26 protein-coding genes and 1 pseudogene are annotated in these 26432 nt (G+C 61.7%); 20 read left to right on the forward strand and 7 right to left on the reverse strand.

Annotation, left to right across the window (positions count from 1 at the left end):
- Positions 1-6: 6 nt before the first annotated feature.
- Positions 7-813 carry a helix-turn-helix transcriptional regulator gene (locus tag AC3WQS_RS08765; RefSeq protein ID WP_462376866.1) on the forward strand — a complete coding sequence of 269 codons (807 nt, stop codon included), beginning with the start codon at positions 7-9 and terminating at the stop codon, positions 811-813.
- 115 nt (positions 814-928) lie between these two features.
- On the opposite strand, the gene AC3WQS_RS08770 is transcribed toward AC3WQS_RS08765, so the two are convergent.
- A complete protein-coding gene (locus tag AC3WQS_RS08770) occupies positions 929-1663 on the reverse strand; it encodes a hypothetical protein (RefSeq protein WP_003942731.1) in 735 nt (244 codons plus the stop codon).
- Between the two features lie 262 nt (positions 1664-1925).
- On the opposite strand from AC3WQS_RS08770, the gene AC3WQS_RS08775 reads away from it, so the two are divergent.
- The 5 genes and pseudogenes from AC3WQS_RS08775 to AC3WQS_RS08795 all read left to right on the forward strand — a co-directional run bounded on the left by AC3WQS_RS08775 (position 1926) and on the right by AC3WQS_RS08795 (position 6742).
- A complete protein-coding gene (locus AC3WQS_RS08775) occupies positions 1926-2282 on the forward strand; it encodes a YraN family protein (protein WP_031333241.1) in 357 nt (118 codons plus the stop codon).
- Positions 2282-3790, forward strand: coding sequence for a YifB family Mg chelatase-like AAA ATPase (locus AC3WQS_RS08780; RefSeq protein ID WP_492713272.1), 1509 nt, complete (start codon positions 2282-2284; stop codon positions 3788-3790). Before AC3WQS_RS08775 ends, AC3WQS_RS08780 begins: the two co-directional genes overlap by 1 nt.
- A pseudogene (gene dprA / locus AC3WQS_RS08785) lies at positions 3787-4913 on the forward strand (DNA-processing protein DprA). Before AC3WQS_RS08780 ends, dprA begins: the two are co-directional and overlap by 4 nt.
- Positions 4914-5316: 403 nt before the next feature.
- A complete protein-coding gene (locus AC3WQS_RS08790; RefSeq protein ID WP_003942721.1) occupies positions 5317-5676 on the forward strand; it encodes a histone-like nucleoid-structuring protein Lsr2 in 360 nt (119 codons plus the stop codon).
- A gap of 295 nt (positions 5677-5971) precedes the next feature.
- Complete coding sequence (locus AC3WQS_RS08795; RefSeq protein ID WP_445387853.1) at positions 5972-6742, forward strand: siderophore-interacting protein; 771 nt, start codon at positions 5972-5974, stop codon at positions 6740-6742.
- Here AC3WQS_RS08795 and AC3WQS_RS08800 read toward each other — a convergent pair.
- Positions 6739-7911, reverse strand: coding sequence for a multidrug effflux MFS transporter (locus AC3WQS_RS08800; RefSeq protein ID WP_046379882.1), 1173 nt, complete (start codon positions 7909-7911; stop codon positions 6739-6741). The genes AC3WQS_RS08795 and AC3WQS_RS08800 overlap by 4 nt on opposite strands.
- An 84-nt stretch (positions 7912-7995) precedes the next feature.
- Here AC3WQS_RS08800 and AC3WQS_RS08805 point away from each other — a divergent pair, with 84 nt between their 5' ends.
- Positions 7996-8922 (forward strand): tyrosine recombinase XerC, encoded by a 927-nt coding sequence (locus AC3WQS_RS08805; protein ID WP_492713271.1) that lies wholly within the window; start codon positions 7996-7998, stop codon positions 8920-8922.
- Between the two features lie 122 nt (positions 8923-9044).
- Positions 9045-10154: a MinD/ParA family ATP-binding protein gene (locus AC3WQS_RS08810; RefSeq protein WP_019747985.1), complete on the forward strand. Its 1110-nt coding sequence runs from the start codon at positions 9045-9047 to the stop codon at positions 10152-10154.
- A gap of 25 nt (positions 10155-10179) precedes the next feature.
- Here AC3WQS_RS08810 and AC3WQS_RS08815 read toward each other — a convergent pair whose 3' ends face one another.
- Positions 10180-10674 carry a M23 family metallopeptidase gene (locus AC3WQS_RS08815; protein WP_166655215.1) on the reverse strand — a complete coding sequence of 165 codons (495 nt, stop codon included), beginning with the start codon at positions 10672-10674 and terminating at the stop codon, positions 10180-10182.
- A gap of 313 nt (positions 10675-10987) precedes the next feature.
- Here AC3WQS_RS08815 and rpsB point away from each other — a divergent pair, with 313 nt between their 5' ends.
- The 6 genes from rpsB to AC3WQS_RS08845 all read left to right on the forward strand — a co-directional run bounded on the left by rpsB (position 10988) and on the right by AC3WQS_RS08845 (position 16035).
- Positions 10988-11845, forward strand: coding sequence for a 30S ribosomal protein S2 (gene rpsB, locus AC3WQS_RS08820; protein WP_003942709.1), 858 nt, complete (start codon positions 10988-10990; stop codon positions 11843-11845).
- Positions 11846-11997: 152 nt separating this feature from the next.
- Positions 11998-12825 carry a translation elongation factor Ts gene (gene tsf / locus AC3WQS_RS08825; RefSeq protein WP_019747987.1) on the forward strand — a complete coding sequence of 276 codons (828 nt, stop codon included), beginning with the start codon at positions 11998-12000 and terminating at the stop codon, positions 12823-12825.
- Between the two features lie 200 nt (positions 12826-13025).
- Complete coding sequence (pyrH, locus tag AC3WQS_RS08830) at positions 13026-13754, forward strand: UMP kinase (RefSeq protein ID WP_019747988.1); 729 nt, start codon at positions 13026-13028, stop codon at positions 13752-13754.
- 43 nt (positions 13755-13797) lie between these two features.
- On the forward strand, positions 13798-14355 hold the full coding sequence (gene frr / locus AC3WQS_RS08835; protein ID WP_003942777.1) for a ribosome recycling factor: 558 nt from the start codon (positions 13798-13800) through the stop codon (positions 14353-14355).
- 48 nt (positions 14356-14403) lie between these two features.
- Positions 14404-15300 carry a phosphatidate cytidylyltransferase gene (locus AC3WQS_RS08840; protein ID WP_003942673.1) on the forward strand — a complete coding sequence of 299 codons (897 nt, stop codon included), beginning with the start codon at positions 14404-14406 and terminating at the stop codon, positions 15298-15300.
- A 6-nt stretch (positions 15301-15306) separates the two neighbouring features.
- Positions 15307-16035: a class I SAM-dependent methyltransferase gene (locus AC3WQS_RS08845; RefSeq protein WP_019747989.1), complete on the forward strand. Its 729-nt coding sequence runs from the start codon at positions 15307-15309 to the stop codon at positions 16033-16035.
- A gap of 79 nt (positions 16036-16114) precedes the next feature.
- On the opposite strand, the gene AC3WQS_RS08850 is transcribed toward AC3WQS_RS08845, so the two are convergent.
- Positions 16115-16957 carry an HpcH/HpaI aldolase/citrate lyase family protein gene (locus tag AC3WQS_RS08850; protein WP_030244636.1) on the reverse strand — a complete coding sequence of 281 codons (843 nt, stop codon included), beginning with the start codon at positions 16955-16957 and terminating at the stop codon, positions 16115-16117.
- Between the two features lie 95 nt (positions 16958-17052).
- Complete coding sequence (locus tag AC3WQS_RS08855; RefSeq protein WP_019747991.1) at positions 17053-17463, reverse strand: LapA family protein; 411 nt, start codon at positions 17461-17463, stop codon at positions 17053-17055.
- 102 nt (positions 17464-17565) lie between these two features.
- Here AC3WQS_RS08855 and rlmN point away from each other — a divergent pair, with 102 nt between their 5' ends.
- Complete coding sequence (gene rlmN, locus AC3WQS_RS08860; protein WP_019747992.1) at positions 17566-18675, forward strand: dual-specificity RNA methyltransferase RlmN; 1110 nt, start codon at positions 17566-17568, stop codon at positions 18673-18675.
- A gap of 80 nt (positions 18676-18755) precedes the next feature.
- Here the strand turns inward: rlmN and AC3WQS_RS08865 are convergent, their stop codons facing one another.
- The gene (locus tag AC3WQS_RS08865; RefSeq protein ID WP_019747993.1) at positions 18756-19025 is read right to left on the reverse strand and encodes a DUF2631 domain-containing protein; all 270 of its coding nucleotides are present in this window, start codon (positions 19023-19025) and stop codon (positions 18756-18758) included.
- Positions 19026-19145: 120 nt separating this feature from the next.
- Here AC3WQS_RS08865 and dxr point away from each other — a divergent pair, with 120 nt between their 5' ends.
- From dxr to AC3WQS_RS08890, 5 genes are all read left to right on the forward strand, one after another.
- A complete protein-coding gene (gene dxr / locus AC3WQS_RS08870) occupies positions 19146-20303 on the forward strand; it encodes a 1-deoxy-D-xylulose-5-phosphate reductoisomerase (protein WP_492712507.1) in 1158 nt (385 codons plus the stop codon).
- A 7-nt stretch (positions 20304-20310) separates the two neighbouring features.
- Entirely contained in the window at positions 20311-21522 is a 1212-nt protein-coding gene (locus AC3WQS_RS08875) for a M50 family metallopeptidase (RefSeq protein WP_141487410.1), read from the forward strand.
- An 87-nt stretch (positions 21523-21609) separates the two neighbouring features.
- Positions 21610-22767, forward strand: coding sequence for a flavodoxin-dependent (E)-4-hydroxy-3-methylbut-2-enyl-diphosphate synthase (ispG, locus tag AC3WQS_RS08880; RefSeq protein WP_007734888.1), 1158 nt, complete (start codon positions 21610-21612; stop codon positions 22765-22767).
- Between the two features lie 111 nt (positions 22768-22878).
- Positions 22879-23715 (forward strand): GNAT family N-acetyltransferase, encoded by an 837-nt coding sequence (locus tag AC3WQS_RS08885; RefSeq protein ID WP_029255142.1) that lies wholly within the window; start codon positions 22879-22881, stop codon positions 23713-23715.
- Between the two features lie 69 nt (positions 23716-23784).
- Complete coding sequence (locus AC3WQS_RS08890; protein ID WP_492712506.1) at positions 23785-25599, forward strand: penicillin-binding transpeptidase domain-containing protein; 1815 nt, start codon at positions 23785-23787, stop codon at positions 25597-25599.
- A gap of 4 nt (positions 25600-25603) precedes the next feature.
- On the opposite strand, the gene AC3WQS_RS08895 is transcribed toward AC3WQS_RS08890, so the two are convergent.
- Positions 25604-26413: a LuxR C-terminal-related transcriptional regulator gene (locus AC3WQS_RS08895; RefSeq protein ID WP_060939588.1), complete on the reverse strand. Its 810-nt coding sequence runs from the start codon at positions 26411-26413 to the stop codon at positions 25604-25606.
- Positions 26414-26432 lie beyond the last annotated feature (19 nt).

The following is a 26432-nucleotide window of genomic DNA, read 5'->3' on the forward strand; positions in this document are numbered from 1 at the left end:
CGCAAAATGTCCACTATTGGTTACTCGACTCGTCCAAAGTCCTTGCTAGCGCTGCCCGATAGTCGTGGACGGACATTCAAAGATTTTCAGGTCTACACCAACGTCGTCGACGGAGTGACTGCGTACGGAGCTCATCGACACCCCGAGCATCAGATCGCCTGGATGAGTGAAGGGACGATGCAGATCGCTGCCGGAGGCAATGTGTGGCACCTGCACAGCGAGCACTTGGTCTGGTTGCCGGGCACCGTTCTCCACGACATGACACTTCTGACGGAGGGGTGCATGATTGCGACCTATGCGCGTCCGGATCTACGCCCTGCCGGGCCGCGGTGGACTCAGCCACTTGTTCTCGAAGTCGATGCTCTGTCCGCTCAATTGCTGCGCCATCTCGCCGACCGGACCATCGACGATGCTCGGCGGTTGATGAGTCAGGAGTTGCTCTACGACATTCTTGCTGCCGCGCCCGAACGGCACGACGTCCTCGCGGTTCCTCGCAATGCTGCGGCGAGTTCGGTTTCTGCCCGCATCCTTGCCGATCCGGCAGACTCACGGACGCTGGGGGAGTGGGCGGGCGAACTCGGGGTCAGTTCCAAGACCTTGATGCGAGCCTTTGTCGCCGATACCGGGATTACCTTCGGGCAGTGGAGAACTCGAGCACGCATGTACGCATCACTCGAGATGCTCGCGCGGGGTGAGGGTGTCAATGACGTTGCCCCGCAGGTTGGTTACCGCACCAGCAGTGGGTTCATCGCCGCATTTCGGGAAACCTTCGGTACGACGCCGGCCCGGTACGGCGGAAAGCTGATGCGGTGATTTGCTGATGATTTCTTGAACTCGGTTGACGGCAAAGCTTTGTTCGGCAAAGTAGAAATGGGCCGAGCTACCAGCATCTGCTGGTAGCTCGGCCGATTTACTAATCTGAACTGAATCAGCTCATGTTGCCGAGCACATTGCCCAAGACACCGCTGATGACATTGGTCATCGACCCCTGCGGGTCGGTCAGGGAGCCGAATACCTGGCCTGATCCGGAGTTGAGTGAGCCGAAGCCCATGTCCTCGAGGCTTCCGGCGCCCGCCTCGACGGGGTTCGGCTGCCGGATGGTGACGCAGACGCCCATCGGATTGATGTTCCAGTCGCCCGCCGCCAGCACAATGTTGGTGCCGGCGCCGCTGTCGAGCTGCGTGCCTACAACTGCGTTATCGGGAACTTTGTAGGTGGTTTCCAAAGCGATGACGCCGCCGCCCGCAGTGGTCCATCCGCCGCCCTTTGCCACCACGGAGTTGTTGCCGACAACGACGGTCTTGGTGACGTCGTCCCACTTCTGGTCGCCGATAAGCCATTTGACGTTCAGGCGAGCCTTGACCAGCTGGAATCCTGCCGGGTGGAAATCGCGGATCTGATTGACGAGGGCTCCGGAACCGGAAACCTTGGTGATGTAGGTGACCGTCTGACCCGCGGCGACCTTGCCATCGCCGACAACCTCCTTGCTGACGGTGTACGGCGTCCCGAGGGAACCGGCCCAACTGTCGGTGACCGACTGGTTGAGCGCGCATGCCGGTGCTGCTTGCGCCACCGAGGCTCCAAGTCCAACAGTGACGCCGGCGGCGATGAGAACGAGGGATGTAGTGGTTGCTACTGCGTGGCGAAGTGAGCGGCGGGCCATGTAGAACTCCATTCAGCGGGGTGCGTGACGGTTTGAGCAAAACTGTAACTAGTTCTACTGGACTTTCGTCCAAATTGTGGGGATTTCAGAAAATTGTCACGGTTCGGGTCGCCGTTGGTGTGTCGCGCTGCCGAATTCCACAGGTTCTGAGTTGTCAACAGGTTGTTTTCGGGTGGCTTGGTTTTGTGGTGGTGGATCGAGGGTGGTGGTTGGGACGCGGTTCGTATGGGGCGGGCGCGGGGTGTGAGTGGTGGGAGCTGTGATGGCGAGGAATATGGCGTTTGGGGCTCGGGGCGAGGATGTAGCTGTCGAGTTCCTGATCGATTCGGGTTTGGAGATTGTCGAGCGCAATTGGCGTTGTCGGTACGGCGAGTTGGATGTTGTTGCGACGTCCGGTGATCGGATTGTGTTCGTGGAGGTGAAGACTCGGTCGGGTGTCGGGTACGGGAGTCCGGCGGAGTCGGTGACGTTCGCGAAGCAGCGTCGGATTCGGGTGTTGGCGATGCAGTGGCTCACTGATTCGGGTCGGTCGTGGTCGAGGGTGCGTTTCGATGTGGTGGCCGTGTTGATCGGCCGCGACGGCGTGCCTTCGGTCGAGCATTTTGTGGATGCGTTCTGATGGCGTTGGGTCGGGCGCATTCTGTTGCGGTCAGTGGCGTGGACGGGCAGATCGTGGAGATCGAGGCGGATATCGGGCGCGGGTTGCCTGCGGTGCATTTGGTGGGGCTGCCTGATACTGCGTTGCACGAGTCGCGTGATCGGATTCGGGCCGCGGTGACCAATTCTGGTGAGGAGTGGCCGGACAGCAAGGTGATTTTGGCGTTGTCGCCGGCGACGTTGCCGAAGGTGGGCAGTGTTTACGATTTGGCTTTGTCGTTGTCGGTTCTCGATGCGGCGAAGAAGTTGCCGCGGAAGTTGTTGCGGGAGACTGTGTTTTTGGGGGAGTTGGCGCTCGACGGCCGTTTGCGGTCGGTGCGTGGTGTGTTGCCTGCGGTGCTTGCGGCGAAGCGGGCGGGGTGGGGGACTGTGGTGGTTCCAGCTCGGGCGTTGGCTGAGGCTGGACTGGTGAAGGGGATCGAAGTGCTGGGCGCTGACGATCTGTCTGCGGTGATCGGGTGGTTGCGTGGTGAGTTGGCGCTGGCTGTTCCTGATGTTTTCGAGCGCGCTGATGTGGTGGCGGTGCGGGATTTGAGTGAGGTTGTCGGGCAGACGGATGCTCGGTGGGCGATCGAGGTTGCTGCGGCGGGTGCGCATCATTTGATGTTGACGGGTCCGCCGGGGATCGGGAAAACGATGTTGGCGCAGAGGCTTCCGGGGATTCTTCCGCCGTTGACGGAGGGGGAGTCGTTGGAGGTGACGGCGATTCATTCGGTGGCGGGGGTGTTGCCGGAGGATCGGCCGTTGATAGATATGCCGCCTTTCATTGCGCCGCATCACAGTTCGTCGGTCAGTTCGCTGGTGGGTGGTGGTAGTGGGATGGCTCGTCCTGGTGCGGTCAGCCGCGCCCATCGCGGCGTGCTGTTTCTCGACGAATGTGCCGAGATCGGGGTGAAGGTGCTCGAAGCGCTACGCACGCCACTCGAAGACGGGGAAGTACGAATCGCCCGGCGGGACGGAGTTGCGCGGTACCCGGCGCGGTTCCAGCTGATCCTGGCCGCCAATCCCTGCCCATGCGCGCCGCCGCGAGACGCGGATTGTGTATGTGCACCCGCGGCGCGTCGCCGTTACCTGGGGAAATTGTCCGGCCCGCTCTTGGACCGAGTCGACATCAGGGTCCGGATGCAGGCCGTTGCAACCGGAGCGCTGATCGACGAAGTAGGGGAAAGTACCGGCGATGTTCGTGCGCGCGTGGCGGCGGCTCGAGACACTGCAGCCCAGCGGTGGAGTGAGTACGGGTGGCGGACCAACGCGGAAGTACCAGGGCCGGCGTTGAGACAGAAGTTCAGACTCTCGCGTGCGGCGCTGGCGCCGGTGGAACGGGCGCTGCGCAAAGGTGTGATCACTGCTCGTGGGGCGGACCGAGCGTTGCGGGTTGCCTGGAGTGTCGCCGATCTGGCAGGTGAGGCGATGCCCGGACCAGACCAAGTTGTCACCGCACTCGACTTCCGAGACAGGGGATTCCAATGACTGCACACGATCCGCGACTACTCGCTTGGGCATATCTGTCCCGCGTCGTGCAGGGCCCAAGCGCGTATATGTCCATGTTGATCGACGAGCTCGGGGTCGAAGAAACTGCGAGGGCGGTCCGCAACGGCGATCTGCCACCCGCGATCGAGGAGAAGACACGAGCCCGCGCTCACATCGACACAGCCCAACGAGACCTCGACCTGATGGAGGCGATGGGTGGCAGGCTCGTAACACCGAACTGCGCCGATTGGCCGGCGTGGCGAATGCTTTCCTTCGACGGACTCGATGCCTCCGGGGGTGAGACGGCGCCATTTGTGTTGTGGGTGTTGGGGTCCGGGGACTTGGTTGATCTGACCGAGAGATCGGTTGGGATTGTCGGCACGCGAGCATCTACTGCGTACGGCGAACACGTGACGGCAGAGATTGCCGGTGACCTCGCTGTCGACGGATGGACCGTGATTTCCGGGGCGGCCTTCGGTATCGACGGGGCCGCGCACCGCGCTGCATTGGGCGTAGGTGGAAACACACTGGCTGTCTTGGCCTGTGGGGTCGATCGAGCGTATCCGTCAGGGCATGCGCGACTACTCAAACAGATAGCGAGTTCGGGTGCAGTGATAAGTGAATATCCACCGGGCACAACACCTGCAAAGTTCCGGTTTCTGGCAAGGAATCGACTGGTAGCTGCGTTGTCGGACGGAGTAGTGGTGGTCGAGGCGGGTTGGCGCAGTGGTGCACGCAATACCGCCAATTGGGCCCGGAAATTGGGCCGCCCGGTAATGGCGGTGCCCGGGCCGGTTACTTCGGCATCGTCGACCGGATGTCACCGGATGATCCGCGAAGGTGAAGCGCAACTCGTTTCCAATGCCGTGGATGTAGTCGAAGCGTCAGGTCCATTTGGTGTCGGGGATTCCGCGGAGGATGCAGCCGCTACACGTGACATCGACGCATTGCGGGCCGTTCTCGATTGGTATACGAAGCATTGCCGGGAACAGGTTCACGTAGTACGCGTGAGCTGTCCGAGGAATCGGGATTGCTCATAACGCAGGTTCGTGCAACTCTTCCTCTGCTCGAACTCGAGGGGTTTGCGAGTTCGGATTCGAGTGGATGGTTTCGGACGCGGTAGCGCGTGAACTTGATTGTGCTCGTCCGGTGGGCGGGTGGCGATGCCCACTAACCGTTCCGGCGAGAACGAAACTCGAATACCCTCGCGATGCTGGTAATTGCACGTCAGGACTGCTTTTCGTGAACTCGATCGGCCTGTGTGCAGCGTTATTCTCGACCCAGCTTTGCAGACTTGGCCGTGAATTTAACGGGCCTCAGGAAAGTCTCAGGTCAATGTGCTTTGAAGTCTGATTAGTCTGGATCCCCTGAGTGCGGGTATTGATTGGTGCGTCGTTAACCCGCTGCTAATTCGGACCATTGAGTCTGTTCGGAAATGGTACAGGTTTCCGGACTTCTTTTGTTCATCAACGCACTATCTGTGTATTGTGAAGGAGAATTGAATCGATCATTGAAAGAGGAGTGCAATGGCTGAGAAGCTGATTCGGCAACTCATCGACGACCTTGACGGTAAGCCGATTGACGATGGATTCGGTGATCGAATTGAGTTCTCTTACCAGGGAACGGATTACGTGATCGATCTGCGCGCCACCAATGCAGAGAAGTTCGACGCTGCGGTGAAGCCGTTCGTCGAGGCGGCGGCGAAGGTGAGCGGGAAGCGTGGCAAGAAGGCGCAGGCTGCATCTCCGCAGGCCACGTCGGGTTCTGGCCGCTCCAAGGAGACGCTCCAGGCCATTCGTGATTGGGCGGGTAAGAACGGTTACGAAGTTGCTCCGCGCGGGCGTATCAAAGCGGAAATCATCGACGCTTTCGACGCTGCACACTAGGTTGAATTAATACCTCCTCTGGCCCCTGGCGAACCTCGCCGGGGGCCAGAGGCGTATTTTACTATTGCTTTGCTGAATTTCTCCGATAGCGATGTGCAGCCTGATCATGCACGAGTCCTGATTCGGAAATTTGGCTGCCACCGACGAATTTACCCGGCAGAGTGGTCGGTTTATTTCGTTGAGCACCGTGGTCTGTCGCGCGCGGGGCGGATGTACCGGGGGAGGCATTTTGTCCATGCGCTGCAATTGTCGTGTACCTTAGTTAGGTAACACTAACTTTTGGAAGGATCTTTCTGTGGCCAAGCCGACAACTGCATTGACGGTTCTGCGGACCGAACAATTGACTCCCCATATGGTGCGAGTGTTTCTCGGGGGACCGGGCTTCGAGTCCTTCACTCCCAGCGAATACAGCGATTCCTATGTAAAGATCGAATTCGGTACTCCTGATCAGCCGATACTGCGCACCTACACGATTCGTTCGTACGATCTTGATGCCAAAGAGATTGCAATCGATTTTGTCGTCCACGGCGACATGGGAGTTGCAGGTCCGTGGGCCGCGTCCGTTCAGCCGGGCGCTGAGATTACCCTGCGTGGACCGGGTGGCGCGTTTTCGCCGTCACCATCCGCTGACTGGTATCTCTTCGTCGGAGACGAGACCGCAATACCTGCTATTGCTGCTTCGATAGCGAGATTGACGCCGGATGCGGTCGGCTACGCCGTCGTCGAAGTCGGGGGGCCGGAAGACGAAATCGCGCTCGATGCCCCAGAAGGTATTGCCGTGACCTGGCTGCATCGCGGAGCATCGTCCGATGCGGTCGGCGAAGAATTAGCTGGCGACAACGCTCCGGTTGTCGCCGCGGTCAAGGCACTCGAATGGTTACCGGGCGAACCGCACGTGTTCATTCACGGTGAAGCACAAGCCGTCATGCACAACCTCCGGCCGTACATTCGCAAGGAACGAAATGTCCCGGCGGCGGCTGCTTCTATTTCCGGCTATTGGCGTCGTGGTCGCACCGAAGAAGGCTTCCGGGTCTGGAAGTCCGAACTCGCCGCGGCCGAAAACTAACTCGCGGCGGCCTTGCCGCGAGTCAGCAACACGAGCGCAACGGCCGCAAGAACTCCGAAGGTGGGAATTGCGATTGCCATCGGCACGGCAGTGTCTTCTCCCGCAATTCCCACCAACGGCGAAACCAGCGCTGCCAAGCCGAACTGGCCCGCTCCCATCAGGGCTGAACCAGTTCCGGCCGCGTTGGTGACCTCTCCTTGGGCGAGAGCGGTTGCATTGCCCATGATGAACCCGATGCTCGAAATCGCCACGAACAGCGGGACCAAGATCAGCCATGTATTCGTGGAACTGAAAACCACGCTGGTACAGAACAATACGGCGCCGCCAATGAGGAGCAGGCACACCCCGAAACGCAGCAGCGTGCGAGCTCCGACGCGACCGAGCAGGCGAGTGGTGATCATCGCTGCCGTGACCATTCCGGTGGCGTTCACTGCGAACACGATCGAGAATTGTGACGGACTCAGCCCGAGAACATTCTGAACGACGAACGGTGACGCGGAGATGTACGCGAACAAGGCGCCGAATCCGAAGACGAATGCGAGCGCATATCCGAGGTAGTGCCGGTTTCGGACCACGTACTGCAGATTCGAGATCAGGGCCTTCAAACCACCGCCATGGCGTCGCTCGGGTGGAAGTGTCTCGGGAACGAGCAAAACGACACCAGCCACCATCACAGCGCCCGCGACAGCCAGGACCCAGAAGATCCCGCGCCATCCGACGGGACCCAGAAGTGCGCCGCCGATCAGTGGCGCGACCACGGGAGCGATGCCGCCGATGATCATCATGATGCTGAAGAGCTTCGCTGCGTCGTCGCCACGCGCTCGGTCGGCAATACAAGCGCGGGCGAGAACGATGGCAGCGCCTCCACTCAAGCCCTGGACGAGTCGTGCACCGATGAGAAACTCGATGTTCGGCGCCACCGCGCATGCCGCGCCGCTCAGTGCCGTGATGATTGTCGCGGCCAGCAGTATTCGTCGCCTGCCAAGTCCGTCGGAGATCGGACCGATGATCAGCTGGCCGATTCCGAGGCCTGCCATGAAGGTGGTCAGCGTGAGCTGAACGCTGGCCGCAGTAGTGTCGAGTGCATCCGCCATCAAAGGTAGGCCGGGCAGGTACATGTCGATGGACAGTGGAGCGATTGCGGAAATCAGTGCCAGTACACACAACATCTTCAGAGGAATTGCTCGATTCACCGATCAACCCTATCGGCGAGGCAGCTTGCGGTTTCAATCGCGGCGAGCGAGCGTGTGTTCATGACTGACGCATTGCCGGCGAGCTTGAGCGTTCACCTCGATGCGTATGCCGAGCACCTCCGACTGAGCCGAGGCCGGTCGGAACACACGATCCGCGCCTACGTCGGTGACGCGCGGGCATTGCTGACCCATTTCTCCGCGGGTTCGGAGAATGCAGATCTCGACCGCCTCGACCTAAGTGTCATGCGTTCGTGGTTGGCCGCCCAGAATGCCGTAGGAACAGCCCGTACGACGGTAGCTCGACGGGTTTCTTCGGCGCGTGGTTTCACTGCGTGGCTCGCGCAGACCGGACGTATTTCCGTCGACCCGGGCACACGTCTGGCGGCTCCACCTGCTCGTCGCACGCTGCCGACGGTGCTGCGTCAGAGCCAGGCCCTCGACGCAATGGATGCAGCGGAAAGCGGTGCGCAGCAACAAGAGCCGCTCGCCCTGCGAGACCGACTCATCGTGGAATTGTTGTACTCCACCGGAATTCGCGTCGGCGAGTTGTGTGGACTGGACGTCGAGTCCGTCGATGCTGATCGACGTTTGCTTCGTGTCCTCGGCAAGGGGAACAAGGAGCGATCGGTGCCATACGGCCTGCCTGCAGAATCGGCACTGAACGGGTGGCTGGAGCACGGACGACCCGCGCTGAGTTCGGATAGGTCCGGGCGAGCATTGCTCCTCGGAGTTCGAGGCGGCCGGCTCGATCAGCGTCAGGCGCGTTCGGTGGTCCACGAAACCATGGCTGCAATTCCAGGGGCTCCCGACATGGGTCCGCACGGGCTTCGGCACTCGGCTGCGACACATTTGCTGGAGGGTGGTGCAGACCTTCGTGTGGTCCAAGAACTCCTCGGGCATGCGAGTTTGGCGACCACTCAGCTGTACACGCACGTGTCGGTCGAACGCCTTCGATCGGTCCACGATCAGGCCCATCCACGCGCCTAGATTGTGAAGCGACGCGAGTTCTCGGCCGGTATTTGGTAGCGTCGCAGCTCAGAAGAGTGAACAATCGGCAAGTTCGATCGTCGTGTCGAGACACTCGATGACATGCGAAATCCGGGGGATTCGTGAACCGCCAAGATGTGAAGCACCTGCCGAACAGCGGCCAACCGGCCTGGCTGTCCGAAGCGCCGCAACCGGCTCCCGAGCCGGCGCCGACGCCGGAGCCTGTGGCACGACTGCAAGAGGTCTGGACCACGCCACCGCCACCGTCGAGCCAACAGCAGGTGACAAACCAGGATCTGGTTGCCGAAGCTTTACTGAAACGCCCTAAACGGACGCCGCGTGGCGGATGGCGTAGGGGATTGCATCGTGCGACCGGAGGTGTGGTCAATCTGGGGGATTCGACCAACGAACAGCGCAACCGTGCACTGGCCGCCCGAATCGAGCAGCCGATCCGTAACGACTACCGAGTCGCTTTGCTCTCGCTCAAAGGGGGCGTGGGCAAGACGACGGTCACGGTCGGACTCGGTGCGACATTTGCTTCGCTTCGTGGTGACTGCGTCGTGGCGGTTGACGCCAATCCCGATTTCGGAACTTTGGCGCAACGTGTTCCGCTGCAGACCAATTCGACGGTGCGCGATCTGATTGCTGCTAGACCGGACATAAAGAGCTATTCGGACGTTCGAGTGCACACATCCCAGTCGTCGAGTCGTCTCGAGGTCCTGGCGAGTGAGCAGGATCCGGCGATTTCGGAGGCATTCAGCGAGGCGGACTATCGCCAGGTCATCGACATCTTGCAGGTCTACTACAACATCATCCTCACTGATTGCGGTACCGGGATCATGCACTCGGCGATGAACGGCGTTCTCGATCTTGCCAATTCGTTGGTTCTCGTCAGTTCGCCGGCAATCGACGGAGCGCGCAGCGCAGCGGCAACGCTCGATTGGCTTCAGTTGCACGGATACGGCCATCTGGTCGAACGGACCGTCGTCGTCATCAGCGCCGCCCGACCAGGGTCGAGCGTGATCGACATGGACGCTTTGGTGGACTATTTCATGCGTCGATGCCGCGCCGTCGAGGTCATTCCTTTCGACGAGCATCTCGCGGAGGGGTCGGTGATGGACCTCGAGTTGATGCGACCGGCCACCAGACGAGCGTTCATGGAACTGGCAGCGATGGTGGCCGACGACTTCGCGGACGCTGTGGGTCGGCACGCCGTTTCCGAGTGGCACTGATTCTGCGACCGATTTCTGCGACCGGTCAGCCTCCTTTCAATGGCTTGAGCCTGAGCGGTTGCGTCCGAACGAGTCCGAGTGGATCGAGATACTCGCGTCCACGGCGCAAGCCCCAGTGCAGACATGCTTCGACAGCACACCCTTCGTGCCCGGTTTCGAGGGTTCCGATCACGGCCCTGGCGGCGACGCGTTGACCTGCGCGAACGACTGCCACGACGGGTTCGTAGGTCGTGCGTAGGCCGCCGGAATGATCTATCGACACCGTCGGCTTTCCGGCGACCACTCCCGCGAACACCACAATGCCGTCGCCGGCCGCGAGGACGGATTGGCCGGCACTGCCGCCGAGATCGACCCCGCGATGACCCGGCAGCCAATTCTTGGCCGGTTTGTCGAAAGCGCGTTCCACGTGCGGCCGGGGAGCGAGCGGCCAGTCGAAACGCGTGTCTGCCGACGCCGTGCCTACGGCGACACAGCAGGAGATCACGGCAACGACCACTCCTCGTCGAGCTCCGAGCAACATCGTCATTCCTTGATCTTGCGTGGAGTCGCACGCACTTCAATGCAGATCAGACGGGTAATCCACAAGATGATCGCCGATCCACAACCGCCGGTTCGGTCTGTTGCTTACAGGGTGGTTATGGCATCCGCGGACAAGGACGTACACTTGTCGAGCGGTCTGTGCTCGCACAGTCCGACTTCGCGCGCCCGCGCACGTTTTCCGGCCTCGGCTGGTCCTGGTTCTCACGAAACAGGTCCGACGGCCGTGCGGGTGCCAGGGCAGGGATCACCCGATCGCCTGCATCAACCGGATTGAAAGTTTGAGGTACACAGCCATGGCTGTCGTAACCATGAAGCAGATGCTCGATAGTGGAACCCACTTCGGACATCAGACCCGTCGCTGGAACCCGAAGATGAAGCGATTCATCTTGACCGACCGCAACGGCATCTACATCATCGACCTCCAGCAGACGCTGACGTACATCGACAAGGCGTACGAGTTCGTCAAGGAGACCGTTGCCCACGGCGGCACCGTCCTCTTCGTCGGCACCAAGAAGCAGGCGCAGGAGTCCATCGCTTCCGAAGCGACTCGCGTCGGAATGCCCTACGTCAACCAGCGTTGGCTCGGCGGCATGCTCACCAACTTCACCACCGTTCACAAGCGTCTGCTTCGCCTCAAGGAGCTCGAGGCAATGGAGCAGACCGGTGGATTCGAAGGTCGCACCAAGAAGGAAATCCTCATGCTCACGCGTGAGATGACCAAGCTGGATCGCACCCTCGGTGGTATCCGCGACATGGCCAAGGTTCCTTCCGCGGTGTGGATCGTCGACACCAACAAGGAGCACCTGGCAGTTGCCGAGGCTCGCAAGCTGAACATCCCGGTCATCGCGATCCTGGACACCAACTGCGACCCCGACCTCGTCGACTACCCGATCCCGGGCAACGACGACGCCATCCGTTCCGCAGCACTGCTGACCAAGGTTGTCGCTTCCGCGGTTGCCGAAGGTGTGCAGGCACGTGCAGGACTGAGCGCCGACAAGGACGCGAAGCCCGAAGCCGGCGCAGGCGAGCCCCTCGCCGAGTGGGAGCAGGAACTGCTCTCGCAGGCAGCTCCGGCTGCAGAGGCTGAGGCAGCTCCGGCTGCAGAGGCTGAGGCAGCCCCCGCCGCAGAGGCACCGGCCACCGAGGCCTGATTCGTTGAAACCGGCCCTGACCAAGAGTTCTTTTGGTCAGGGCCGTTTCACCGTTAGGCCCGAGCACCACCGTCAGGCCGTGCTTCACCGCTAGGCCGTGCTTCACCGTTAGTCCTAGGTCCGAAACAGACACATGAGGAGGCTCGCTAATCATGGCGAACTACACCGCCGCTGACGTCAAGCGGCTCCGTGAGCTCACCGGCTCCGGAATGATGGCATGTAAGAACGCACTCGCAGATGCAGACGGCGATTTCGACAAGGCCGTCGAGCAGCTGCGCATCAAGGGCGCGAAGGATGTCGGAAAGCGCGCAGAGCGCACCACCGCTGAGGGTCTCGTCGTCGCCAAGGACGGCGTCATGATCGAGATCAACTGCGAGACCGACTTCGTCGCCAAGAACGACGAGTTCATCAAGCTGGCCGACGAGATCGTGACCGTCGCTGCTGCTGGCAAGCCTGCGGACCTCGACGCTCTCAAGGCGCTCGAGCTCGACGGCAAGACCATCGACACCGTCATTGCCGAGCAGTCCGCGAAGATCGGCGAGAAGCTCGAACTGAGCCGCGTCGCTTCCTTCGACGGCCCCGTTGCCGTTTACCTGCACAAGCGCAGCTCCGACTTGCCGCCCGCTGTCGGCGTTCTCATCGAGTACACCGGCGAAGGCGATGCTGCTGCTGAGGCCGCTCGCGGCGCTGCAATGCAGGTCGCAGCACTCAAGGCAAAGTACGTCACGCGTGACGAGGTTCCCGCTGAAATCGTCGCTTCCGAGCGTCACATCGCCGAGGAGACCGCCCGCGCAGAAGGCAAGCCCGAGCAGGCTCTGCCGAAGATCATCGAAGGCCGCGTCAACGGTTTCTTCAAGGACGTCGTTCTGACCGAGCAGTCTTCGGTCACGGACTCCAAGAAGACCGTCAAGGCGATCCTCGACGAGGCAGGCGTGACCATCAAGCGCTTCGTGCGTTTCGAGGTCGGCGCCTCCGCTTAATTCGGAGCCCGTACACATGGACCCCGCCTGAAGAGCATTTGCTCTACCGGCGGGGTCTACGTGTACCTGGGGCCTCCGATGAGGCAGGATAAGAGTGCTTCGGGACGAGTCCCGGGGGCTTTCCTATGTCGCGGTGTCCGATTCGGCGGCAGAAGAAGAATGAAGGACCTACAAGGTCTTGTATCGAACTGAGGAGAACAATGTCCGAACCAGCCAACGAACGTCCAGGATTCAAGCGGGTCCTGCTCAAACTCGGCGGCGAAATGTTCGGAGGCGGCAAAGTCGGTCTCGATCCCGACGTGGTCACCAAGGTGGCTGAGCAGATCGCAGAGGTCGTTCGATCGGGCGTGCAGGTTGCAGTGGTCATCGGCGGCGGAAACTTCTTCCGCGGAGCGGAACTGCAGCAGCGTGGCCTCGATCGCGCGCGCTCCGACTACATGGGCATGCTCGGCACCGTCATGAACTGCCTCGCTCTGCAGGATTTCCTGGAGAAGGCCGGCGTCGATTCTCGAGTGCAGACGGCAATCACCATGGGACAGGTCGCCGAGCCGTACCTTCCGCTTCGCGCACGTAGGCACCTCGAGAAGGGGCGCGTAGTCATCTTCGGTGCCGGGATGGGTATGCCCTACTTCTCCACCGACACCACTGCTGCGCAGCGCGCGCTGGAGATCGGTGCCGAGGTAGTGCTGATGGCCAAGGCCGTCGACGGCGTCTACTCGGCCGACCCGCGTATCGACCCGGACGCGACGATGTACGAACAGATCACGCACCGCGAGGTCATCGAACGTGAACTCAAGGTCGCGGACGCGACGGCGTTCAGCCTGTGCATGGACAACTCGATGCCGATGATGGTGTTCAACCTCCTCACCGAAGGAAACATCGCTCGCGCGGTGTCCGGTGAGAAGATCGGCACCCTGATCAAGTCGTGAGTGACACCCAAAAAATGATGCAGAACAACATGGAGGAACAGCCGTGATCGATGAAGCGCTCTTCGAGGCAGAAGAGAAGATGGAAAAGGCTGTCACGGTAGCCAAGGACGATCTCGGCTCGGTTCGCACCGGACGCGCGAACCCCGGTATGTTCTCGCGCATCGTGATCGACTACTACGGTTCGATCACGCCGATCACGCAGCTCGCGAGCATCAACGTCCCCGAGGCCCGCATGGTCATCGTCAAGCCGTACGAGGCTTCGCAGCTCAACGCGATCGAGACGGCGATCCGCAACTCGGATCTCGGTGTGAACCCGTCCAACGACGGCAGCATCATCCGCATCTCGGTTCCGCAGCTCACTGAAGAGCGTCGTCGTGAACTGGTGAAGCAGGCCAAGTCCAAGGGCGAGGACTCGAAGGTCACGCTGCGCAACATCCGCCGCAAGGCGATGGACGAACTCGGCCGGATCCAGAAGGACGGTGAAGCCGGCGAGGACGAGGTCGGTCGCGCAGAGAAAGAACTCGACAAGACCACGGCGAAGTACGTGCACACGGTCGAGGAACTCGTCAAGCACAAGGAAGCAGAGTTGATGGAGGTATAGCCTCCTCATTTGCAGTGTTTGTCGTCGGGAGTAGATCAGGGAGTTTGGGTGCACGCACAAGAGGGAACCGCCGGTGGTCCCGTCACGGACGGGCCTACGGGCGGCGCTGAGGGCGCGCAACCGCCGAAGTCGAAGGCGGGCAGGAACCTACCTGCCGCCATCGGCGTCGGAGCTGGTCTCGGAGCCTTGGTCATCGGCACTTTGATCTTCCTGCCCCCGGGATGGATCGCTGTCGTCGCGATCGCGATGTTCATCGCGACGTGGGAGGTCACAACGCGGCTTCGTGAAGCCGACATCGAGGTGCCGCGAATTCCCCTTCTCGTCGGAGGGCAAGCCACGATCTGGCTCGGCTGGCCGTGGGGACCGGTCGGGGTGCTCAGCGGATTCACCGCAACCGTCCTGGTGTGCATGGTGTGGCGGTTGTTCGACCACGGGCTCAAGGCGACCCCGAAGAACTTCCTGAGAGACACCTCGATCACGGTGTTCGTTCTGGCGTGGATCCCGCTGTTGGCGTCATTCGGTGCATTGATGGTGCTCGAAGACGACGGCCCGGGGCGCGTCTTCGTCCTGATGATCGGTGTCGTGTGCTCCGACATCGGCGGTTACGCGGCCGGAGTGCTGTTCGGGAAGCACCCGATGGTGCCCGCTGTGAGCCCGAAGAAGTCCTGGGAAGGATTTGTCGGCTCCCTCATTTTCTGCGTCATCGGCAGCCTGCTTTCGGTGACGTTGATCCTCGACGCGAATTCGATGATCGGCGTCCTGCTCGGTGTCGTCCTGGTGGTAGTCGCGACGGTCGGAGACCTGATCGAATCGCAGATCAAGCGTGAACTCGGCATCAAGGACATGGGAACCCTGCTTCCCGGCCACGGCGGAATCATGGATCGCCTGGATTCACTCCTGCCGTCGGCATTTGTCACCTGGCTGATTCTGTACGCACTCGTCTGATTTCGCGTGCGTGATTTCTTCTCCGGCCGTTCCAAGCCGATCCCCAGCCCGAACATCTGGCATTGGCCGGACGTGTACGAAATCGAGAACCGCGCGCAGGACGTCGACGGTTCCATCTGGGCCGCGATGCGAGCCCAGGTCGACTGGTCTGGACGCGACGTCGTCGACGTCGGCTGTGGGGCGGGGTTCCATCTACCGGAGTTCGCTCGTACTGCCCGTCGTGTTGTCGGAGTGGAGCCGCACGCGCCGCTGGTGAAGGCCGCGCGGGAACGAACCCGCGATTCGGCGTCGATCGACGTAGTCCAGGGTTCAGCAGAGTCCACGGGTCTGGTGGATGCTTCAGTCGATCTCGTTCATGCCCGTACGGCGTACTTTTTCGGCAAAGGCTGCGGCCCGGGAATTCGTGAAGCCATGCGCATCCTGAGGCCCGGGGGAGCCCTGCTGATCGTGGATCTCGATGTGAGCGCCGGCCCGTACGGAGAGTGGATGAGGGCGGATCTGCCCAAATACGATCCCGCGGCGGTCGAAGGATTCTTCGAGGCTCAAGGTTTCTCGCTTACCCGTGTCGACGCCCGGTGGGAGTTCGAGAATCGAGACGACTTGCGGCGAGTACTCGGGATCGAGTTCACCGAGAAGACTGCCGAGCGTGCGTTCTCGCAAGTAACGGGATTGGGCTTCACGGTGCGATACCGGATCCATGTTCGGTCCAAACCACGATCACTCGAACTTGCGTGAAAGCGGGCTCAAAAGACGAACGTCAGGCGCTCCGACTTGAGCGCCTGACGTTTTCTGCACCGATTCAGTAGTAAAAAAATCAGTGATCGGTGGGGATGTGGAACAGGGTGGCGAGCTTGTGAATCTTCTTCGCCTTGGCGAGCTTGGGCAGGTCGCTGCCGTCGCGCACGCGTGAGCCGTCTTCGCCGAGATCGTCGATGACATTCTGAGCCCAGATCGCGTCGGCCACGGATGGACTCAGTCCCGCGTTGACGGGGGCAGTCTGCGCGGTGGTCATGCAGAGTTTGCCGGCCATACCGAGTGACAAGGTGATCGCACAGTCTCGGGCGAGCAGATCCAGATCGGGGCCGAGCGTGGGACCGTCGATCGGCGGAGCGATGCGTGCCGCGCGGCTGGCGATGGTGAGCCGCGAACGCGGGTACGACATCGACGTGGGGGAGTCGTCCATCCCAGTGTCGCGCCGGAAGTCGCCGCTGCCGAATGCGAGACGGAAGATGCCGTCAGTGCGTGCGATCTCGGGCGCAGCCTCGAGTCCTACCGCGGATTCGACGAGAGCAAGAATCTTGGTGCCTTCGGGAAGTCGCTCGGCCGTGGCGTCGGCCTGCTGACCGCTTTCGGTCTTTGCGAGCATGACACCCTCGAGTCCGGGGAGGCCCGCGAGTGCGGCCAGATCCTCTTCCCAGAACGGTGTCGTGGCGTCGTTGATCCGAACCCAGGCGTGATTGTGTTCGCTCAGGAATGCGGCGACGTCGCGGCGGGCCGCCGGTTTGTTGGGTGCGGTGACGGCATCCTCGAGGTCGAGAATGACGGCGTCGGCCGCACTCGCGAGTGCGGCGTCGAAGGTGTCCGGTTTGGACGCGGGGACGAGGAGCCAGGATCTTGCCTGCTGTGGGGCAATTCGCGAGGTCACAGGTCTCTCCATGTGAGTAGTCACATCAGGGCCTTTCCGGTGATTTCCACGACATCAATGATGCCTGCTGGCCCATCGATCGACCCAATTGCGTAACTAGATTTCAGTCACATCTGCCGCTTCGCTGCGCGCCGGATCTGAATGATGCGAACCCCGCCTGCCAACGCCATGATCAATGCGCCCGCGATCGCGGAGAGCAGGATCGTGATTCCGAGCGGAAAGTCGATCTGCCAGGCGAGGATCTTGACGGAGACGCTCTCGAGGTTCTGCAAGATGAACACCAGCAGCATGATCAGCACAATTGCGCCTATGACCAGGCCAACCCACGTCGTCGCAGCCCTGGTTCGGTCGGTGACCGACGTTCCGGTCGGCACCGGTTCAGGCGTCGGTGTCGGTTCCGGATCGTGTTTTTCCACTGCCTTGTCCTCGCCCACCTTCGGAAGTTCCGGATCGGGACCGAAACCGTCGGCGGGGCCGTACACGGGGGAGTTCGACGGATCCTCTGGTGTGGTTGACATGACATGATCATCACGCAACCTGCGCAAAGTTGCACGGGTAATCCGGCCACAATCGGGTGGCAGTGGGGTAGCACCCCAAAACAATGGGACAATGGTGTAACTATGGCTGCCTCTCTTCCCCTCGTTTTCACTGCACCCAAGCGCGGAATGCCTCCACGGCACCTCGCCGATCTCGATTCCGCCGAGCGCAAAGAAGCGGTGAAAGAGCTCGGCCTTCCGGCTTTCCGGGCCGATCAGCTCGCGCGTCAGTACTACGCGCGGCTCGAAGCCGATCCGGAGAAGATGACCGATCTCCCCGCATCGGTGCGCGAGAAGGTGGGGGAGTCGCTGTTCCCGACCTTGTTGACCCCGATCAAGCACCTCGCGTGCGATTCGGGCGACACTCGCAAGACCCTGTGGAAGGCGCATGACGGAACGCTGCTCGAAAGCGTCCTGATGCGCTATCCCGATCGGGCGACGCTCTGTATCTCGAGTCAGGCAGGTTGCGGAATGGCCTGCCCGTTCTGTGCGACGGGTCAGGGCGGCCTCGACCGCAACCTTTCGACCGCCGAGATCGTCGATCAGGTTCGCGAGGCAGCGGCCGCAATGCGCGACGGTGATGTTGCCGGCGGACCCGGACGCCTCTCGAACGTCGTGTTCATGGGTATGGGCGAGCCATTGGCGAACTACAAGCGCGTGGTGGCAGCGGTACGACGGATCACTTCGCCCGCACCCGACGGCCTCGGCCTCTCTCAGCGGTCCGTAACGGTCTCGACCGTCGGCCTCGCTCCCGCTATCCGCAAGCTCGCTGACGAAGGCCTGAGCGTCACGCTGGCGGTATCGCTGCACACACCGGACGACGAACTGCGCGACACACTTGTGCCGGTCAACAATCGCTGGTCGGTGTCGGAAGTACTTCAGGCTGCCCGGTACTACGCAGACAAGACCGGTCGGCGTGTGTCCATCGAGTACGCGATGATCAAGAACGTCAACGATCAGCCGTGGCGCGCGGACATGCTGGGCAAGAAGCTGAAGAAAGCACTCGGCGGGTTGGTGCACGTCAACCTGATTCCGCTCAACCCGACTCCGGGTAGCGAGTGGGACGCGAGCCCCAAGGACGTCGAGCGTGAGTTCGTGCGTCGGGTCATCGCCCAGGGTGTCTCGTGCACTGTGCGCGATACGCGCGGTCAGGAAATCGCCGCAGCCTGTGGCCAGCTGGCAGCCGAGAACTGAAACCCTCCAGGCCTGAAAAACACATAAAGAGAAGGCCTCCACGAACTTTCGTTCGTGGAGGCCTTCTCTTTGTCAGGTCTCTAGCGCGGGCGGCGACGGATGACGATGTCGCGGACCAGAACGAAGATCATCAATCCGGCGGTGCCGATGAGCCACAGATCCTCGACCTTGCCGTGATGGTTTCCGATCATCATCAGAAGCAGGAATATTGCGAAGAACCATCCGAGGAAACGGAAAAACTTGAGTCCTTCACCACTCCACCCCCATGCGGCAGAGGGGACCTCGGCCTCATCGACGTGCGAGACCACGACGGGGGCGCTGGACTTGACGTCCAACTGGGTATCGGCCACGGTCGATCCTCCTGCTCATTCGGTTGCACTACTGCCCAATATGGTGACATACGACTGCCTGTCGTACGTAGTTGGGCGTCGATAAGGTTGTTCTCAGGTGTTATCAGGAACAATGGGCGAGTGCAGGAAACCACACGTACCCGCGTCCTCCTCCTCGGCAGTACCGGTTCGATCGGTACCCAAGCGCTGGAGGTCATCGCAGCCAACCCCGATCGTTTCGAAGTAGTCGGTCTCGCAGCGGGCGGCAACAACGTCGAGTTGTTGGGCGAACAGATTCGTGCAACCGGCGTCACGGACGTCGCCGTCGCCGATCCTGCAGCGGCATCGGCGCTGGAATCGGTAACCGCCCGTTCGGGACCGAGCGCCGTGACGGAACTGGTTCGGGACAGCGTTGCCGATGTTGTCCTCAATGCACTCGTCGGTTCGTTGGGACTCGAACCGACTCTGGCGGCGCTGAACTCGGGAGCGCGCCTGGCGCTGGCGAACAAGGAATCGCTTGTCGCCGGCGGAGCGCTGGTGACCAAAGCCGCCGCACCCGGTCAGATCGTGCCGGTCGACTCGGAGCATTCGGCGCTTGCCCAGTGTCTACGTGGTGGAACAGGCGACGAAGTGGCTCGGTTGGTTCTCACCGCTTCGGGTGGACCGTTCCGTGGCTGGAGCGCCGAGGATCTCGAAAGTGTGAATCCAGCTCAGGCAAAAGCGCACCCCACCTGGTCGATGGGGCCCATGAACACACTCAATTCGGCAACTCTGGTCAACAAGGGCCTCGAGCTGATCGAGACGAACCTGCTGTTCGGGATCGACTACGACCGCATCGACGTCACCGTGCACCCGCAGTCGATCGTGCATTCCATGGTCACCTTCTTCGACGGGTCGACGCTGGCGCAGGCAAGCCCGCCGGACATGAAGCTCCCGATCGCTCTCGCTCTAGGCTGGCCGGACCGCATCGAAGGTGCTGCGTCGGCATGCGACTTCACCACCGCCTCCACCTGGGAATTCGAGCCGCTCGATTCGTCGGTGTTCCCCGCCGTCGATCTGGCGCGAAGCGCGGGCAAATCCGGCGGTTGTTTCACCGCGATCTACAACGCGGCCAACGAAGTGGCGGCTCAGGCATTCCTCGACGGTGTCATTTCCTTCCCGGCGATCGTCCGCACGGTGGCCGCTGTTCTCGACGATGCAGGTCAATGGTCCGCGGAACCGGCTACCGTGGACGACGTTCTGGCCGCGGACGGCTGGGCACGCACACGAGCGCGTCAGCTCGTGAAGCAGGAGGGCTAGAGCTTTCATGGTTTTTGCACTGGGCGTAGTGCTGTTTGCCCTCGGCATCGGCGTGTCCATCGCCCTGCACGAAGCCGGCCACATGTGGACGGCCAAGGCTTTGGGAATGAAGGTTCGCCGCTACTACATCGGCTTCGGACCGAAGATCTTCTCGTTCCGTCGAGGTGAGACCGAGTACGGCCTCAAGGCGCTGCCGCTCGGTGGATTCTGCGACATCGCCGGTATGACGGCTCTCGACGAGATGACGCCCGAAGAAGAGCCGCATGCGATGTACAAGAAGGCGGCGTGGAAGCGTGTCGTCGTCATGTCCGGCGGTATCGCGATGAACTTCATTCTCGGGTTCCTCCTGATCTACGCGTTGCTCCTCGGTTGGGGCCGAACTGAACCCGCTCAGCCAGTGGTCCAAGAGGTCACATGTGTAGCCCCCGATCAGCTGGGCCAGGACGGCAACTTCGAGCTGACAGAGTGCTCGGGTGGAGGCCCCGCAGGAGATGCGGGCCTGAAATCGGGGGATCGGATCACCGCAGTCGATGGAAAGTCGACGAGCACCTTCCCCGAGGTGGCAGCTGCTATTCGAGGTGTGGATGGCCCGATCGTGTTGTCGGTTGATCGCGACGGAGAGGCGTTGTCGATCACGGTCGTCCCCGAACGAGTCCAGCGATATGTGAACTCGGCCAGTGGCGTTCCCGTGAAGCAGGAAGTATCCGCTGTCGGAATCGGTGGTCCGGGCTCGGCGCTGGTCGAGTACAACGCGCTCTCTGCTGTTCCGGCAGCCTTCGACTACACCGGACAGATCATGGTCGACTCGGTGAAGGCGTTGGCTGACATTCCGTCGAAGGTGGGGGCTCTGTGGGAGTCGATCACGGGCGGCGAGCGGGCGCTGGACACACCTATCAGCGTGGTCGGCGCCAGCGTGATCGGTGGCGAGGCCGCTGATCGAGCCGAGTGGCCGATGTTCGTCGGACTGCTCGCATCGATCAACTTCTTCCTCGGCGTTTTCAACATCCTGCCGCTGTTGCCGCTAGACGGCGGTCACATCGCGGTGGTCTTCTACGAGAAGATCCGCGATTGGTTCCGCGCTCGCCGCGGCTTGATTCCGGGCGGTCCCGTCGACTACACGAGACTCCTTCCGATTACTTACGTATTCATCGTGATCGGTGGCGCGTTCATGTTGCTGACACTCACGGCTGACATCGTCAATCCGATCAAGATCTTCTGACCGTGTGAGCATGGCGACGGTTGCCGCGCGGTAGTGCGGCGATCGCCCGGCTAAACTTGCAGTGAAGCTATGAAAGAAGGCACAGACGTGACCATCCCTATCGGACTGGGAATGCCCTCGGCACCCGCAGCGATTCTTGCTCCTCGACGCAAGACACGGCAGCTGCAGGTCGGCACGGTAGGTGTGGGCAGCGATTTCCCCATCTCGGTGCAGTCCATGTGCACCACGAAGACGCACGATGTCAATGCAACGCTCCAGCAGATCGCGGAACTGACCGCGTCCGGTTGCGACATCGTCCGTGTCGCCTGCCCACGTCAGGAAGACGCGGACGCGTTGTCGATCATTGCGAAGAAGAGCCAGATCCCGGTTATCGCCGACATCCACTTCCAGCCGCGCTACATCTTCGCGGCAATCGATGCGGGATGCGCTGCGGTGCGCGTCAATCCGGGCAACATCAAGGAATTCGACGGCCGTGTCAAAGAGGTGGCCAAGGCTGCCGGTGATGCAGGCATTCCGATCCGTATCGGTGTCAACGCGGGATCGCTCGATCCTCGGTTGATGGAGAAGTACGGCAAGGCGACGCCCGAAGCGTTGGTCGAGTCCGCGCTGTGGGAGGCCGGGTTGTTCGAAGAGCACGGCTTCGGTGACATCAAGATCTCCGTCAAGCACAACGATCCGGTGATCATGGTCGAGGCTTACCGCCAACTCGCCGCCAAGTGCGACTACCCGTTGCACCTCGGCGTCACGGAGGCAGGGCCGGCGTTTCAGGGCACGATCAAGTCCGCGGTCGCCTTCGGTGCGCTGCTCGCGGAGGGTATCGGCGACACCATCCGGGTTTCGCTCTCGGCCCCGCCGGCCGAAGAAATCAAGGTCGGTAACCAGATTCTGCAGTCTCTGAACCTGCGTCCCCGCAAGCTCGAGATCGTGTCATGCCCCTCGTGTGGCCGTGCACAGGTCGATGTCTACACACTTGCCGACGAGGTCTCTGCCGGCCTCGAAGGCATGGAGATCCCGCTGCGCGTGGCAGTCATGGGTTGCGTCGTGAACGGACCGGGTGAAGCACGTGAGGCTGACCTCGGTGTGGCGTCCGGCAACGGCAAGGGCCAGATCTTCGTCAAGGGCAAGGTCATCAAGACGGTGCCCGAGGCGCAGATCGTCGAGACTTTGATCGAAGAAGCGATGAAAATCGCCGAAAGCATGGAGGGTGACGCTTCGGAGGGTGCGCCGGTCGTCACCGTGAGTTGAGTGATTGCCGGATGAATCTTCCCCGTCGGTGTCAGGTTCGTGGCAATCTGAGTGCATCATGATCGGGTAGTGATATTCGTGGACGCGCAGTCGAGTCGAGGGGGTTGACGGATGCTCAAACTCCTCGGAGCCAAGCAGGTCGGAAGTCGAGATCTCGAAGACGTCCGACGGGTACTCGACGCCGATCCGGTGGCCGCATGCATGATTGCCGCGCGCGTCGAAGAATGCGGTGTCGACCCACGAATGATTCACGGCGAGCTGTGGAGTCGAGGCGGGCCGTTGTCCTCGCTGTGCTTTGCCGGGGCAAATCTGGTTCCACTTCGAGGCGATCCGGATGACATTCGGGCATTCGCTGACCGCGCCTGTCGGATTCCGCGCATGTGCTCGTCGGTGGTCGGTCGCGCCGAATTGGCGTTGCCGCTGTGGGAGATGCTCGAGCTCGATTGGGGAACTGCGCGGGAGGTTCGCCCCGAACAGCCGTTGCTCGCGGTATCCGAGCCGCTGGCATGCCCGTCGGACCCACTGGTCCGGCAGGTTCGCTCGGACGAACTCGAGATCTATCTGCCTGCCGCGATCGCGATGTTCATCGAAGAGGTTGGCGTCGATCCGCGTGCAAACGACGGTGGGCGCGGATATCGACATCGTGTGGCAAGCCTGATCGCCGCTGGTCGAGCGTGGGCGCATATCGAGGAAGGCCAGGTCGTTTTCAAGGCTGAGGTCGGCTCGATGTCTGCTCGCTGTGGCCAGATTCAGGGCGTGTGGGTCAACCCGGAATTTCGTGGGCAGGGCTTCGGCGTGACCGGTACAGCGGCTGTAGCGGAGTCGATCATGGCGACCGGTCGCATTGCGAGCCTGTACGTCAACAGCTTCAATACGATTGCGCGGTCGACCTATTCGCGGGTGGGGTTCCGGCAGGTCGCGACCTTCTCGACGGTGCTGCTCGACTGAGCGTCCAAGCTGCGTGCAATGGTCGCGCCTACGCTGGGTGGAGCATTTGTCGCCCTACTATGGGGCTCGATGAACACTCGGCATTTCTCTCGTAGTCGCTCGGCCCAACTGTTGGCCTCCTGCACCGTGGTCTTTTTGGCGGTGGGGATCAGTTCGTGTACTCCGAAACCCGCCGGCCCCGAGCCCGTCGCGCAGCAGTTCCTGAGTGCGTTCGGTGACAGGGACATCGACGAGGCAGCAAAAATGACGGACCGGCCTGATTCCGCGGGTCCTGTATTGAGTGACACCTGGGATGCGCTTCAGGCGGAGTCGATGACTGCCGAGACCACGTCGGTGAAGATGAACGGTGACACTGCGACGGTCGGCTACACCTACGAGTGGCACCTGCCGAAAGACCGCGTCTGGACGTACGACGGCGAGCTGCAGATGGGACGCAAGGACGGCGACTGGTCCGTCCGTTGGAGTTCGACGGACGTTCATCCGCGCCTCGGTGACAAGCAGACGATGTCGTTGCGGGCAACCGCGGCGCCGCGAGCGCGGGTCAACGAGCATTCGGGGACCGACGTCCTGGTGCCGGGAATCGTCTACCGAGTGAAGTTCGATCGCTCCAAGAGCAACGACATCATAGGTTCCGCGAACAGTCTCGCAAGTGTTCTCGGGCGGTTCGATCCGTCGCTGACCGGTCAGTCGATCGCCGAATCCTCGACGGCCGTCAAGGGTGACTATCTCGTGACGCGGCTGCGCAGTGATGACTACGACCAAGTTTCGGCGCAGTTGGGTGCGATATCGGGAGTATCGGTATCGGACGAATCGGATCTCGTGTCGACCGACCCGGAGTTCGCGCCTGACCTTCTCGGGCAGATCAAGAAGACGATCATCGACGAGGTCGACGGCAAAGCCGGCTGGAGTGTCGTCACGGTCAACCAGAACGGCGTCGACACCGACGTGTTGACCGAGACTGCGCCACAACCGGTTCCGTCGTTCAGTATCAGTCTGGACCGCAACATCCAGATCGCTGCTCAGCGCGCGGTGAACGTGAACAAGGATCAGGCGATGATGGTGGTGATCGAACCGTCGAGTGGCGCGATCCTGGCCGTCGCGCAGAACAAGGCAGCTGACCGCGACGGGCCGGTCGCGACGATGGGTCAGTACCCGCCTGGTTCGACCTTCAAGATCATCACGGCAGGTGCGGCAATTTCGACCGGTCAGGCGACCCCCGACACGATGGTGCCATGCCCGGGCCGAATCGAGATCGGCGAGCGCAGCGTGCCCAACTACAACGAGTTCGCACTCGGCACGGTGCCGATGGCAACGGCCTTCGCGCGTTCGTGCAACACGTCCTTCGCCAAGTTGGCCAGCGAGATGCAGGCAGACACGTTGACCACTGCCGCAGCGCAGTTCGGCATCGGCCAGGACTACAACGTGGTGGGATTGCCGATCGATTCCGGTTCGGTGCCGCCGGCGTCGGACCTGGTCCAGCGGACGGAAGACGGGTTCGGTCAGGGCAAGGTCGTGGTCAGTCCGTTCGGAATGGCGATGGCAGCTGCGACGGTCGCGAACGGTTCGACTCCGGTGCCGCAACTTATTTCGGGGCGCGAAACCACCATCGACGGTGAGCGCCCGGCGATCACGCCGGCCATGGTCGACGGTCTGCGCGGCATGATGCGACTCGTGGTCACGAGCGGTACTGCAGAACGCGTCGAAGATCAGGGTGAGGTGTACGGCAAGACCGGTGAAGCCGAGGTCGACGGGGGATCGCATGCGTGGTTCGTCGGCTATCGCGGCAACCTGGCCTTCGCCACTCTGGTTGTGCGGGGCGGAAGTTCGGACAACGCCGTCGCAGTCACCCGCGACATGCTCACCGCTCTGCCGGAGGGCTACTGACCCGTCAGGGGAGCAGTCCCAACCTGCGGGCGGTCACCACGGCTTCGTGGCGTGAGCTCGCGTCCAGCTTTCCCATCGCGCTTCGCAGATAGCTCTTGACTGTTTCAGGTCGAAGGGAAAGCCTTTGGCCGGCTTCGATGTTGGTGCAGCCGAGTGCGACTTGCGAGAGAACATCCACTTCACGTGGGGTGAGTGCGACGGCGGATTCGGCGTCGGCGGTAGGGCGCAGCAGGTTGGCCAAACGCTGGGAAAGTCCGCGGAGCTTGGTCTGCAAGTCGGTGTCGGTCACGGTCTGGGCGACACTGCGTAGTTCGGCGTGGACTCCGCGGATCTCTTCCGAAGACATACCGTCGGCGGTGGTCGCGGCGGCGGCCTGAAGTAGTTGCAGGCGACGATCGACCTCGTCGCGGATGGCGAACTCCATCCCGAGACGCCGGGATGCGCTGACCATGACGTCTGCTGTGCGATCGCCGAGGGGAGCGGAGTCGCGGATCGCGGCGTAGAGGACCGCGCGCGATTTGCCGGACACCATGACCGGAACGGCGATGATCGAATGCAGGCCCTCGCTCAGAACAGGCCGGTCGAAGTGATGAGTGATGGACTGCGAATTGCCGTAATCGTTGACGGTGATCGGTGAACCCTGGGCGACGACGCGTCCGCCCATGCCCGAGCGCGGCGGGATGGCCAAGCCCTTGAGATTGTTGGTGCGGGTGCCGACGAATTCGCTCAGGTGCAGGGTTCCGTCCTGGACCTCGCCTCCGAACAGCACGGGAACAACGCCCTGAGCTGCAATTGTTCGGAGTTCACCTCGCATAGCGTCCCCGTCGCGGGGA

Source organism: Rhodococcus sp. FW305-130, assembly GCF_058788335.1.